Below are 12345 nucleotides of genomic sequence, written 5' to 3' on the forward strand. Positions count from 1 at the left end.
CGCGCCAGGCGATCCCGCTCCCAGTCCACAGGGCATGGCGACGGCCAGTTTCGTGGGTAACCCGAAACATCCGGCCATGCATTGATCCGGATCAATGCCCGGGTCGCGCCATCGGGGGGATGATTCCCCCGTTCAGACTGAGGAACGGACCGCATGCACAGCGTGCAGGGGACATACAACGACAAGGTGGTGCACCAGTTCGCGGTGGCGACCGTGTTCTGGGGCATCGTCGGCATGGCCGTGGGCGTGCTGATCGCCGCCCAGCTCTACTGGCCGGCGCTGAACTTCGACACCGCCTGGCTCAGCTACGGCCGCCTGCGCCCGCTGCACACCAACGGGGTGATCTTCGCCTTCGGCGGCTCGGTGCTGTTCGCCACCTCGCTGTACGTGGTCCAGCGCACCTGCCACGTGCGCCTGATCTCCGACCGGCTGTCCGCCTTCGTGTTCTGGGGCTGGCAGGCGGCGATGGTCGGCGCGGTCATCACCCTGCCGCTGGGCTACACCCAGGGCAAGGAATACGCCGAGCTGGAGTGGCCGCTGGACCTGCTGATCGCGGTGGTCTGGGTGGCCTACGGCTGGCTGTTCTTCGGCACCCTGGCCAAGCGCCGGGTCAAGCACATCTACGTGGCCAACTGGTTCTACGGCGCCTACGTGATCGCCGTGGGCCTGCTGCACATCGTCAACAACCTGGCCATCCCGGCCGGGCTGTGGAAGTCCTACCCGATCTACAGCGGCGCGGTCGACGCGATGGCGCAGTGGTGGTACGGCCACAATGCGGTGGCGTTCCTGCTCACCGTCGGCTACCTGGCGATGATGTACTACTTCGTGCCCAAGCAGGCGCAGCGGCCGATCTACTCCTACCGCCTGTCGATCGTGCACTTCTGGGCGCTGATCTCCATCTACATGTGGGCCGGCCCGCATCACCTGCACTACACCGCGCTGCCGGACTGGGCGCAGTCGGTGGGCATGGTGTTCTCGGTGATCCTGCTGGCGCCGTCGTGGGGCGGCGCGATGAACGGCATCCTCACCCTGTCGGGGGTGTGGCACAAGCTGCGCACCGACCCGATCCTCAAGTTCCTGATCGTGGCCATCAGCTTCTACATGATCGCCACCTTCGAAGGCCCGCTGCTGTCGATCAAGACCGTCAACTCACTGTCCCACTACACCGACTGGACCGTGGGCCACGTCCACGCCGGCACCCTGGGCTGGGTGGCGATGATCTCCATCGGCTCGCTGTACTCGCTGTACCCGCGCCTGCTGGGCCTGCAAGGCATGTACTCCACCCGCCTGGTGGACGCGCACTTCTGGCTGCACACCCTGGGCGTGGTGTTCTATATCGTCTCGATGTGGATCGCCGGCATCACCCAGGGCCTGATGTGGCGCGCCACCAACGCCGACGGCACCCTCACCTACAGCTTCGTCGAATCCCTGATCGCCACCTACCCCTACTACCTGGGGCGGCTGCTGGGCGGCGTGCTGATCCTGGCCGGCATGTGCCTGATGGGCTGGCACATGTGGCGCACCCGCCAGATGGCGCGCAACCCGGCGCCGCAGCCGGTGATGCCGCCGCACAGCGCCGAAGCGCAGGCCTGAGGAAGACGAGATGGGAATCGCACACGAGAAGATCGAGAAGAACGTCGGCCTGCTGGCCGTGCTGATCGCCGTGGCCGTCTCGCTGGGCGGCCTGGCCGAGATCGTGCCGCTGATGCTGCAGGCCGAGGCGATCGAGCCGGCGCCCGGGGTCGAGCCGTACCCGGCGCTGGAACTGGCCGGCCGCGACGTGTACGTGCGCGAGGGCTGCTACGGCTGCCATTCGCAGATGGTGCGCACGCTGCGCTTCGAGACCGAGCGCTACGGCCACTACTCGCTGGCCGGCGAGTCGGTCTACGACCGCCCGTTCCAGTGGGGCTCCAAGCGCACCGGGCCGGACCTGGCGCGGGTGGGCGGGCGCTATTCGGACGACTGGCACCGGGTGCACCTGACCGACCCGCGCGCGGTGGTGCCCGAATCCAACATGCCCGCGTTCCCGTGGCTGGCCAGGACCGGCGTGGACGGCGGCTCGGTGGCGATGCGGATGAAGGCGCTGCAGCGCCTGGGCGACCCGTACAGCGACGCGCAGATCGCCGCCGCGGCCGCCGAGGTCGCCGGCAAGACCGAGCTCGATGCTGTGGTGGCCTACCTGCAGGGCCTGGGCAGAAACGCGCCGAAGGGGAACTGAGCAGATGATTTCCGGAATCGTGACGCTGCTGTTGCTGCTGCTGTTCGTCGGCATCTGGGCCTGGGCCTGGCTGCCGCGCAACCGCGCCGGCTTCGACGAGGCCGCGCGCCTGGCGCTGGACGACGCGCCGGCCGAGGAGGACCGGGCATGAGCACCGGCTGGTCGTGGTACGTCATCGCCCTGGTGGTGCTGAACCTGGGCGGCTGCACCTGGCTGCTGTGGTGGACGGCCAAGCGCCGCCCCGGCGACCCCAAGCCCGAGGACACCAGCCATTACTGGGACGGCGACATCACCGAGTACAACAAGCCGATGCCGCGCTGGTGGATCATCGGCTTCTACATCGCCCTGGCCTTCGGCGTGGTGTACCTGGCCTGGTACGGCGGGCTGGGCGGCTACCCGGGCCTGAGCCGCTGGAGTTCGGCGGGCGAGCACGACCGGGCCAAGGCCACCGCCGATGCGCGCCTGGAGGAGACCTTCTCCGCCTACCGCGGGCGGGCGCTGCCGGACCTGGCGGGCGATCCGCGCGCGCGCGCGCTGGGCCGTTCGATCTTCGCCAATACCTGCGCCACCTGCCACGGCTCCTCGGGCCAGGGCGCGATCGGCTACCCCGACCTGACCGACGCCATCTGGCACTGGGGCGGCGCGCCCGAGCGGATCCTGGAGACGGTGCTGGACGGCCGCGAGGGCGTGATGCCGGAGTGGGGCACGGTGCTGGCCGGCATGGGCGGCCCGGAAGCGGTGGACTACACCATCGCCTACGTGCGCACCCTCTCGGCGCCGGAGACGCTGCAGAACAACTACATGGCCGCCCAGGGCCGGAAGCTGTACGAGGGCGTGTGCGTGGCCTGCCACGGCGTCGACGGCACGGGCAACCCGGACATCGGCGCACCGGACCTGACCGACGACTACTGGATGTACGGCAGCAGCCGCGAAAGCCTGCGCAAGACCATCGCCGAGGGCCGCCACGGGGTCATGCCCGCCCACCGCGACCTGCTGGGCGAAACCCGCGCGCGCCTGGTCGCCGCCTACGTGTGGTCGCTGTCCAACGGCGCCGCGGCGGCCGACTGAGGCCGACGATGAGCGCACCGGACTTCGACCATCCGCCCCGCCCGCTGGTACAGCGGGTGGGCGCGATCCTGTGGCCCAGCTTCTTCGCCGCGGGCGTGGCGACGATGGTGTTCTTCGCCTTCGTCGACCCGACCGAGCTGGGGCGCATCACCTTCCCGCACGTCGAGCTCACCCGCGGGGTCGGCTACACCATCGGGTTCTTCACCTTCTGGCTGGCGACCGCGTCGTCCAGCCTGTTCACCTGGATCCTGCTGCGACCCTCGAGCCGCTTCAATGGCCCCAGGCGCTAGTCCAAGGCGGGTTGCACGTTGAGCAAGTCCATCGATATCGAAGTGGTCGACGCGGGCGGAGATTCGCTCTACGTCAAGGAGCGCAAGGTCTATCCGCGCGACGTCTCCGGCCGCTTCGACCGCCTGCGCAAGGCGGCGGTGTTCTGGCTGCTGGGCATGTACTACCTGTTCCCGTGGCTGGGCTGGGACGGCCGCCAGGCGGTGCTGTTCGACCTGCCGGCGCGCAAGTTCCACGTGTTCGGGCTGACCTTCTGGCCGCAGGACTTCAGCCTGCTGGCGATGCTGCTGGTGATCCTGGCGCTGACCCTGTTCTTCGTCACCGCGCTGGCCGGGCGGCTGTGGTGCGGCTACGCCTGCCCGCAGACGGTGTGGACCGAGGTGTTCCTGTGGATGGAGCGCTGGACCGAGGGCGACCGCCCCAAGCGGATGAAGCTCGACGCCGGCCCCTGGACCCGGGAGAAGGTGCTGCGCAAGGGCGCCAAGCATTTTCTATGGATCGCGTTCTCGCTGTGGACCGGCTTCACCTTCGTCGGCTTCTTCACCCCGATCACCGGCCTGGGCGCGCGCCTGTGGCCGTTCGCCTGGAACGGCTGGGAGACTTTCTGGGTGCTGTTCTACGCCGGCGCCACCCTGGGCAACGCCGGCTTCCTGCGCGAGCAGGTGTGCAAGTACATGTGCCCGTACGCGCGCTTCCAGAGCGCGATGTTCGACCGCGACACCCTGATCATCGCCTACGACCCGATGCGCGGCGAACCGCGCGGCCCGCGCAAGCGCGGCCTGGGCAGCGTGCTCGAGCGCGCCCGCGGCCTGCTGGACGCGCGCGCCGCCTACGACTACGTGTTCCGCGCCAGCCACCACCCCAGCGCGGCCGCCAGCCGGCTGCAGGCCGCCGGCACGATCATGCTCGGCGACGCCGGCGAGCAGGCCGCGCCGCTGCCCAGGTTCGAGCCCGAGCAACTGGGCGACTGCGTGGACTGCACCGTGTGCGTGCAGGTGTGCCCGGTGGGCATCGACATCCGCAACGGCCTGCAGTACGAGTGCATCGCCTGCGGCGCCTGCATCGACGCCTGCGACGAGGTGATGGGCAAGGTCGGCTACCCGAAGGGACTGATCCGCTACACCACCCAGAACGCGATGGAGGGCGGCAAGGCCCGGGTGCTGCGCCCGCGCATCCTGATCTACGCACTGCTGCTGGTCGCGCTGGTGACCGGCTGGGCCTGGGGCATCGGCAACCGCAGCCCCTTGATCGCCGACGTGCTGCGCGACCGCAACGCCCTGTACCGGGTGCAGGCCGACGGCGTCGACAACGGCTACACGCTGAAGCTGGCAAACAAGACCGAGCGCGACGCGGTATACATCGTGCGGGTGGAATCGGCCACGCCGGGCCTGGCCCTGCGCGGCGGCCCGCGCGAAGTCGCAGCCGGCGCCGGCGAGGTGATCGCCGAGGGCCTGGACGTGACCGCGCCGGCAGGCACCGGCGGCCGCCATGAGCTGCGCTTCGTGATCGAGTCCAAGGACGGCGACGTGCGCGCCCAGGTGGACACCACCTTCTTCGGCCCGATGTGAGGCAGACCCCATGACCGACGACCGCTCGCCCGAAACCGCCAGTTCGCCCTGGCGCCAGCCGATCGTGTGGCTGGTCATCGCGCTGGTGGCCGCGTCGGTGATCGGCGGCGTGGTCATGGTGACGGTGGCCGGCCGCGATGGCCCGATGGACGCGGTGCCCGACCGGGTCCAGCGCACGGGCCAGGTGCAGCAGAGCGACCTCGGCCCCGACGCGCGCGCCGCCGAACTGGACCTCAGCGCGATCGTGCGAGTGGACCGGGAGGCCGGCGTGGTGGAAGCGCTGCCGGTGACCGGCCGGTTCGACCGCGCCGCGCCGCTGGCGCTGCGGCTGCATCATCCGCTGCGCGCGGCCGAGGACCTGTCGCTGCGGCTGCAACCGACCGATACCGGCTGGCGTGCCGAGGCGGCCCTGGACCTGGGCCACGACTGGCTGCTGCAGCTCGGCCCGGACGACGGAGGCTGGCGCCTGCGCGGCCGCCTGCCGCGCGGCCAGCTTGCCGCGCGCGCGGACCCGGCCGTGGGCGGCGAAAGCCCCGACGACGCGCCCGACGCGCCAGCGCCCTGAGTTCGCCATGAACGCCACGGCGGCCTGCCACCACTGCGGCGAGCCCCTGCCCCGGAGCCCGGCATGGGCGGAACTGGATGGCGTGCGCCACGGCTTCTGCTGCACCGGCTGCGCCGCGGCGGCGCAGTGGATCGGCCAGGCGCGGCTGCAGGACTACTACCGCCTGCGCAGCGAACCGGCCGCGCGCGTGGGCACCGAGCTGCCCGAGATGGCGCTGTGGGACCGCGAGGACCTGCTCGCCGGCCACACCCGCCAGGTCGAGGGCGGCCGCGAGATCACCGTGCTCACCGACGGCATGCGCTGCGCCGCCTGCGCCTGGCTGATCGACCGCGCGGTGGGCCGCGAGCCGGGCGTGCACGAGATCAGCGCCAACGCCATCACCGGCCGCATCCGCATCGCCTGGGACCCCGCACGGGTGCGGCTGTCGCGGCTGCTGGCGCGGCTGGCCGCGCTCGGCTACCGGCCCTACCTGGCCACCGGCGAGGCCCGCGAGCGGGCGCGCCGCAACGAGCGCAACCGCGCGCTGGTGCGCATCGGCATCGCCGGCATCGGCTCGATGCAGGCGATGATGTTCGCCGAGGCGCTGTACCTGGACTTCAACGGCACCATGCCGCTGCCCACCCGCGACTTCTTCCGCTGGATCACCTTCCTGGTCTCCACCCCGGTGGTGTTCTGGGCCGGCTGGCCGTTCATCGCCGGCGCCCTGCGCGAGCTGCGCCACCTGCGCCTGGGCATGGACACCCTGGTCGCCGGCTCCACCCTGCTGGCCTGGGTGGCCAGCGTGTGGGGCACGGTCACCGGCGCCGAGCACGTGTGGTACGACGCGGCGGTGATGTTCGTGTTCCTGCTGCTGGTGGCGCGCCAGCTCGAACAGCGCGCACGCGGCATCGCCAGCGCGCAGGTCGACGCCCTGGCCCGGGCCCGGCCGGCCTTCGCCACCCGCGAGCGCGACGACGGCGGCCGCGAGCCGGTGCCGCTGGCCTTGCTGGCCCCCGGCGACGTGGCCTGGGTGGCGGTGGGCGAGCCGGTGCCGGCCGACGGCATCCTGCTCGACGCCGATGCCCGCTTCGAGGAGGCGCTGCTCACCGGCGAGTCGACCGCGGTGGACAAGCGCGCGGGCGAGCCGGTATACGCCGGCACCGCCTGCCGCGAACACCCCGCGCGCGTCCGCGTCACCCGCGTCGGCGACGACACCCGCCTGGCCGAGCTGGCGCGGCTGGTCGAACAGGCGCAGGCGCAGCGCCCGCCGCTGGCGCGCAGCGCGGAGAAGATCGCCAGCGGATTCGTCGCCGGGCTGCTGCTGGCCGCCGTGGCGGTATACGCATGGTGGCGGGTCCACGACCCCTCGCGCGCCTTCGAGGTGGTCCTGGCCCTGCTGGTGGTGAGCTGCCCCTGCGCGCTGTCGCTGGCGGTGCCCGCAGCGCTGGCCACCGCCCATGGCGCGCTGGCCCGGCTCGGCGTGCTGGCGGTGCGGCCCGGAGCGCTGGACCGGCTGGCGCAGGCCACCGACGTCGTGTTCGACAAGACCGGCACCCTCGGCGACGGCCGCCCGCGCCTGCTGTCGGTGGACCAGTGCCGGGGCCTCGACGAGGACCAGGCGCGGCGCATCGCCGCCGCGCTGGAGCGCGACAGCCGGCATCCGCTGGCGATGGCGTTCGCCGCCGTCGACGACCCGCCGCAGGCGCAGGCGGTGCGCGCGGTCGCCGGCCGCGGCATCGAGGGCGTGGTGGAGGGCCGCCACTACCGGCTCGGCCAGGCCGGCTACGCCACCGGCGGCGGCGACGACGGCGCGCTGTGGCTGGCCGGCGGCGACGGCGCACGCGCGCGCTTCGTGGTGGCCGAGGGCGAGCGCGCCGATGCCGCCCGCGCGGTCGACCGCCTGCGCGGCCTCGGCCTGCGCCTGCACCTGTCCAGCGGCGACGCCGCCCGCAACGTGCAGGCCTTCGCCGCGCGCCTGGGCATCGCCGACGCGCACGCGCGGCAGTCGCCGGAGGACAAGCTGGACTACGCCCGCACGCTGCAGGCCCAGGGCCGGGTGGTGGCGATGGTCGGCGACGGCCTCAACGACGCCCCGGTGCTGGCCGGCGCCGACGTCTCCATCGCCATGGGCGACGGCGCCTCGCTGGCGCACCGCGCCGCCGACCTGGTCACCACCGGCGGCGGACTGCTGCGGATCCCGGCCGCGATCGCACTGGCGCGCAACACCCATCGCATCATCCGCCAGAACCTGGCCTGGGCGCTGGGCTACAACCTGCTGGCCCTGCCGCTGGCCGCCGCGGGATGGGTCACGCCGTGGCTGGCGGCGCTTGGCATGGCCCTGTCCTCGCTGGCGGTGACCCTCAATGCGCTGCGGCTGGCGCGGCTGGCGCCGGAACCGGTCCCGGCCGCGATGCCGGCCTCCGCACCCGTGCCCGCGCAGGTGCCGCGATGAACATCCTGCTGTTGCTGATCCCGATCAGCCTGCTGCTGCTGGGCGCCGCGGTGGGCGCCTTCGTCTGGGCGGTCAGGCGCGGCCAGTTCGACGACCTCGACACGCCGGCGCTGGATATCCTGGACGAGCACGACCGCCCCGCGCCCCCGCTCGCCAGTTCCGCACCCGTAGCCTCCGACAATTTCCCGGCGGCCCCTGCTTCGCCAGAGCCGGTCTTGCCTGATCCAACACCGCCGGACCCCACTCCGTCCGGTTCCGCTCCGCCCGATCCGGCCTTGCCCGATCCGACCGCCTCCGCCCGGGAACCGCGCCCGCCGCGTGGCGGCTGACGCGCATGCCGGTGGACCTGCCGACCCTGCTCGCCTCGCTGGTCGCCGGCCTGCTCGGCGGCCTGCATTGCGCGGTAATGTGCGGCGGCATCGCCACAGGCTTCCCGGCCATGGCGCCGGGGCGGCCGCTGGCGGTGGCCTGGCAGGCCAACCTGGGCCGGATCGGCGGCTACGTCCTCGCCGGCACCCTGGCCGGCGGCCTGGGCGGCGGCGTGCTGCGGCTGCTGCGGATCGACGCGCTGGCCTTCGGCGTGCGCATGGCCGCCGGGATCGCACTGATACTGGTGGCGCTGCGCCTGCTCGACCGCGGCGGCCGCCTGGCTTTCCTGGCCAGGCCCGGCATGCAGGCCTGGCGCTGGCTGCGCCCCCTGCACCGCCACTTGCTGCCGGCCGACCGCGCCTGGCGGCGGATCGCCCTCGGCGCGCTGTGGGGCTGGATGCCCTGCGGCCTGAGCCTGAGCTTGCTCACCGTGGCCTGGCTGCAGGCCAGCGCCGGCGGCGGCGCGGCGGTGATGGCCGCCTTCGGCCTGGGCACCCTGCCGATGATGCTGCCGCTGACCTGGTCCGGCGCACGCCTGGGCGGCTGGCTGCAGCGTCCGCGCCTGCGCGTGGCGATGGCCTGCATCGTCCTGGGTGCGGGCCTGCTTACCCTGGCGGCGCCTTGGCTGATGCAGGTGCCGGCGCTGCACGGCCCGCTGGCCGCCTTGGGCTGCCGCCCACCTGCTGGCTAAGGTCGCCGGACCCTCGGACATCGTTCGCCTGCGGCGGGAGCACAAGCATCGCATCCCGCGCCCGATGCCGTGCAACCGTACCTGGGCGCTGGACCTGACCGGCAAGGCCGACCTCTCGGGCCGGCTGCGGATGATCCTGGGGCTGGTCGATCATGGCTCGCGTGCCTGCGGTGCGTTCCGGACGTTCGGCCTGCCTGCGTGTATCCGGGTGGACAACGAGGCGTGTTTCAACTCGCGGTTGATGAAGGGTGCGCTGGCGATGCTGGGCATCGCACTGCAAACCACCCAGCCCCATTGCCCCTGGCAGAACGGGCGCATCGAGCGGTTCTTCGGCACGCTCAAGCGGCACCTGGACAGGATCGCCGTAGCCGACCGCGACGACCTGCATTGCAAGCTGGTGGAGTTCCGGGCCTGGTACAACCATGCGCGGCCACATCAGCACCTGGGCGGGCATACGCCGGCCGAGGTGTGGGACGGCAGGACCAAGTCCACGCGATGCCCCAGGTTCGTGAGCTTTTGGGATGGCGCGATCACCGGCTGGTGGTTCCCGCCGTAGCTGGGAACGGAAGCTCCAGCAAGGCACGCGCAAGGGCAACGACGACTGTCCACGGGCAGGCTGCGCGATGAGCAGGGAAATGCCTGGGCATGGGCAGGAATTCATCAGGAAGCGTTCAATCGGAGGCAGGAAGACAGGAAGACAGGCGGCTTAGCACCTGAAAAAAACCCTCCCGCTCGACTGAAAAATCCTGGCTCATGGCTGGGAAAATGCTTGCGGACAGTGGACGGGACACCTAAAACAATAGGTCTCTGAATTCATCACTAACCATCTCACCATCAAAACTATTACAAGATATTGCCTCATCAATAATCCACTGGACAAAGACATCAGTTACCTCCTCAATTCCTTCCGGGAGAACATCCCCGCTTTCTAAAAAAGCACACCAAGCCGCATAAGAAACAACCCCCCCTACCACATTGAAAGCATGATCTGTGCTTTTTGGATTTCCCGAATCCACAAAAACCAATAGGCCATGATCGTTTTCATCCTGAAGGACATCTAAAAAGTCCTCTCCGGTGACCAATCTCCCATCAATCATCCCTTCATTGACCCACACGGATACTAAATTTATTGCCAAATTCGCCAAATATTCCCCAGCCTGATCCCCCTCAAGATCAGACAAAACCATTCTAGCCATCACAAGAACAAGATTAACTCGTTCTCTTGCTGGAAGGCGCGAGAACTTCTCAATATTCAATTTCATTCGCATCACTTCTCCTCCGCCCTCACTCTATTTCCACCCCTAATAACAATTATCGATCCAGTTCTTGGGACTTTCCCACCCTTCGGCTCAACTGTCACTCTAATAGTTAATCCTGGATATTTATTGCTCAATTGCTTCAAAACACCCGGAGGAACATTAGGATTCTCCAAGCCTTGCACGCAGGTAGGGCAAACGCCGGTTGGATTTGAGATATGAATACTCAAAGTTCTCCCATCTAAGTCAGATGGACTCAAGCCCTGTCTTTCAACTGCAGATACAACTTTATTAGCAATATCTTCTTCTGCATGGTTCTTAAATAGAGGGGACGGATTTGGCGATGCAATCTCCCCTTGGCTCATCCGAGGCAAACCGGCGGCATTACGCACTGCTGGCGAAGCGCCTTCAATAACACCGCCCAATCCCGGAATATCCGTCCTTGCTACTGCAATTGTATTAATTTCTTTCGGCAGCCCAAGCCTCTCCCTATATAGATGCAAATCTTCTGATCCAACGCTTATTGAATTCGTCTTTTTTACATCCAGGCTACTAGCGACCTTAGCGTCTTCAACAATAACTGGAACCGGGTTCAACCCCACCCTGCTTGACTTAGCCTGAATTTCACCAAATATCGGAGAAATTCCGGCTTTCGGCAGAATAAACGACGATCCAATCTGAGCAATCTGCCCAGCAGTCAGTGCAACCTTGTCTCGTGTTTCGTCACTTGCCCCCGCTGCAATAGCACCCAAATAGGCCGCTCCTGCAAAAGGACTACTCGCCAGCGTGTCATAGACAGACAGGAAGCTAGAAATCCTCAGCCCTGCAGGCGTAAGCGACTCATTAGGGTTATCCACATAGCTGAGCCCGGCCTGCCTACGGGCATCCCTGTATATGCTCTCGTTCTCGCTCTGAGCATGCCCCCAAAAACGATCCGAAAACGTGAAGTTATCGCTTACATACGCCTTCATTTCCTCATTAAGACCGGCGTACTGATACGAGTTCATCGCGGGCGCTTCTCCTTGGACAAGCTTCCACGTCGCCTCACTACCCTCCTGAAGGAAGTAATTGCCCAGGTAGACATTGAGGTTTTCCATCTCTGCAACGGTCAATTCCGCCCCGGATTGGAGCTTGCGAAGCAACCCGTCACTGATCTGGTCTGCAACCTCCAGAAGCACCAGATCGCTGGCTTCCTGTCTGGTCAGATCACCTGACTTCTTGGATTTCTCACGCAATTCGTCAAGCCGTGCTTGGTCTTCGCGTCCAAGGATGTTGTTCTCCACCGCATTCCCAGCGATGTTGCTCCCCGTCGCCGCCTCGCCCAGGTTCCCGCCCGTCAACCCGCCAGCCAGTGCGCCGAGGGCCTGCGACAACCCCAGCAAGGCTTGCTTCTGTGCTTCGTCCAGGTCGGCCGGGTCGGTGGTGCCGTACAGCTTCTGGGTCAGGTACTTGGCTGCCAGTTCGCCGCCCGCCGCGGCCAGCGCACCGCCCGCGGCCGAGGTGCCGTTGGCCTCCGCCAGCAGTGCGCCCAGCAGCGCGTGGCCGATCAGTTGCGCCGCCGCATTCGGGTCGCTGCCGTGGTTCTCGTCGAACTTCTGGCCGATCAGCTTGGCCGCATACGGGGCCAGTGCGTTGGCCGCCACCTGCGTGGCATCTTGCCCAGCTACGCTCCCCACCAACGCGGTAGTCACCACCTGCAGGGCACGGCTGTAGTCCCCGCCCACGCCCCATTGCTGCTGCGTGGCATAGGCCTCCTGGTAGTCGGCGCTGTGGGTCAGCACGTAGGCCTGCTTGCTCTGCTCGTCCAGCGCGTCGAACTTGGTCCGCGCCTCGCCTTCCAGGCCCTCCACATAGGCGGTGTAGACGGTGTCGGCCTGGGCCTGCGCATGCG

General features: G+C 68.3%; 13 protein-coding genes. 11 read left to right on the forward strand and 2 right to left on the reverse strand.

Annotated features, from left to right (window positions below):
- The first annotated feature begins 153 nt into the window (after positions 1-153).
- From ccoN to HNR76_RS12260, 11 genes are all read left to right on the forward strand, one after another.
- Positions 154-1593 (forward strand): cytochrome-c oxidase, cbb3-type subunit I, encoded by a 1440-nt coding sequence (ccoN, locus tag HNR76_RS12210; protein ID WP_162310150.1) that lies wholly within the window; start codon positions 154-156, stop codon positions 1591-1593.
- A gap of 10 nt (positions 1594-1603) precedes the next feature.
- Complete coding sequence (gene ccoO, locus HNR76_RS12215) at positions 1604-2218, forward strand: cytochrome-c oxidase, cbb3-type subunit II (protein WP_162310149.1); 615 nt, start codon at positions 1604-1606, stop codon at positions 2216-2218.
- A 4-nt stretch (positions 2219-2222) separates the two neighbouring features.
- Positions 2223-2369: a cbb3-type cytochrome oxidase subunit 3 gene (locus HNR76_RS12220; RefSeq protein ID WP_162310148.1), complete on the forward strand. Its 147-nt coding sequence runs from the start codon at positions 2223-2225 to the stop codon at positions 2367-2369.
- A complete protein-coding gene (gene ccoP, locus HNR76_RS12225) occupies positions 2366-3286 on the forward strand; it encodes a cytochrome-c oxidase, cbb3-type subunit III (protein ID WP_162310147.1) in 921 nt (306 codons plus the stop codon). Before HNR76_RS12220 ends, ccoP begins: the two co-directional genes overlap by 4 nt.
- 8 nt (positions 3287-3294) lie before the next feature.
- Positions 3295-3576, forward strand: coding sequence for a hypothetical protein (locus HNR76_RS12230; protein ID WP_162310146.1), 282 nt, complete (start codon positions 3295-3297; stop codon positions 3574-3576).
- An 18-nt stretch (positions 3577-3594) separates the two neighbouring features.
- Complete coding sequence (locus HNR76_RS12235) at positions 3595-5142, forward strand: 4Fe-4S dicluster domain-containing protein (protein WP_162310145.1); 1548 nt, start codon at positions 3595-3597, stop codon at positions 5140-5142.
- A gap of 10 nt (positions 5143-5152) precedes the next feature.
- Entirely contained in the window at positions 5153-5707 is a 555-nt protein-coding gene (locus tag HNR76_RS12240) for a FixH family protein (protein WP_162310144.1), read from the forward strand.
- Between the two features lie 7 nt (positions 5708-5714).
- Entirely contained in the window at positions 5715-8138 is a 2424-nt protein-coding gene (locus HNR76_RS12245) for a heavy metal translocating P-type ATPase (protein WP_162310143.1), read from the forward strand.
- Entirely contained in the window at positions 8135-8467 is a 333-nt protein-coding gene (ccoS, locus tag HNR76_RS15760) for a cbb3-type cytochrome oxidase assembly protein CcoS (RefSeq protein ID WP_162310142.1), read from the forward strand. The genes HNR76_RS12245 and ccoS overlap by 4 nt, the downstream gene beginning before the upstream one ends.
- Positions 8468-8472: 5 nt before the next feature.
- A complete protein-coding gene (locus HNR76_RS12255; protein ID WP_162310141.1) occupies positions 8473-9198 on the forward strand; it encodes a sulfite exporter TauE/SafE family protein in 726 nt (241 codons plus the stop codon).
- 64 nt (positions 9199-9262) lie between these two features.
- Entirely contained in the window at positions 9263-9754 is a 492-nt protein-coding gene (locus tag HNR76_RS12260; protein WP_162310140.1) for an integrase core domain-containing protein, read from the forward strand.
- Positions 9755-9989: 235 nt separating this feature from the next.
- Here HNR76_RS12260 and HNR76_RS12265 read toward each other — a convergent pair whose 3' ends face one another.
- Positions 9990-10460, reverse strand: coding sequence for an Imm6 family immunity protein (locus HNR76_RS12265; protein ID WP_162310139.1), 471 nt, complete (start codon positions 10458-10460; stop codon positions 9990-9992).
- Positions 10461-10465: 5 nt separating this feature from the next.
- The coding region (locus tag HNR76_RS12270) for a VENN motif pre-toxin domain-containing protein (protein ID WP_183982254.1) at positions 10466-12345 on the reverse strand (1880 nt) is incomplete at its 5' end.

Origin of the sequence: Pseudoxanthomonas broegbernensis (assembly GCF_014202435.1) — a bacterium.
In the GTDB taxonomy this organism is placed as follows: Bacteria; Pseudomonadota; Gammaproteobacteria; order Xanthomonadales; family Xanthomonadaceae; genus Pseudoxanthomonas; species Pseudoxanthomonas broegbernensis.

Excerpts from the sequence above, each read along its gene's own strand:
- ccoO (WP_162310149.1), top strand. The coding sequence starts at position 1,604 with ATGGGAATCGCACACGAGAAGATCGAGAAGAACGTCGGCCTGCTGGCC.
- ccoN (WP_162310150.1), top strand. The coding sequence starts at position 154 with ATGCACAGCGTGCAGGGGACATACAACGACAAGGTGGTGCACCAGTTC.
- HNR76_RS12230 (WP_162310146.1), top strand. The coding sequence starts at position 3,295 with ATGAGCGCACCGGACTTCGACCATCCGCCCCGCCCGCTGGTACAGCGG.
- ccoP (WP_162310147.1), top strand. The coding sequence starts at position 2,366 with ATGAGCACCGGCTGGTCGTGGTACGTCATCGCCCTGGTGGTGCTGAAC.
- HNR76_RS12245 (WP_162310143.1), top strand. The coding sequence starts at position 5,715 with ATGAACGCCACGGCGGCCTGCCACCACTGCGGCGAGCCCCTGCCCCGG.
- HNR76_RS12255 (WP_162310141.1), top strand. The coding sequence starts at position 8,473 with ATGCCGGTGGACCTGCCGACCCTGCTCGCCTCGCTGGTCGCCGGCCTG.
- ccoS (WP_162310142.1), top strand. The coding sequence starts at position 8,135 with ATGAACATCCTGCTGTTGCTGATCCCGATCAGCCTGCTGCTGCTGGGC.
- HNR76_RS12265 (WP_162310139.1), bottom strand. The coding sequence starts at position 10,460 with ATGAAATTGAATATTGAGAAGTTCTCGCGCCTTCCAGCAAGAGAACGA.
- HNR76_RS12220 (WP_162310148.1), top strand. The coding sequence starts at position 2,223 with ATGATTTCCGGAATCGTGACGCTGCTGTTGCTGCTGCTGTTCGTCGGC.
- HNR76_RS12260 (WP_162310140.1), top strand. The coding sequence starts at position 9,263 with ATGCCGTGCAACCGTACCTGGGCGCTGGACCTGACCGGCAAGGCCGAC.
- HNR76_RS12240 (WP_162310144.1), top strand. The coding sequence starts at position 5,153 with ATGACCGACGACCGCTCGCCCGAAACCGCCAGTTCGCCCTGGCGCCAG.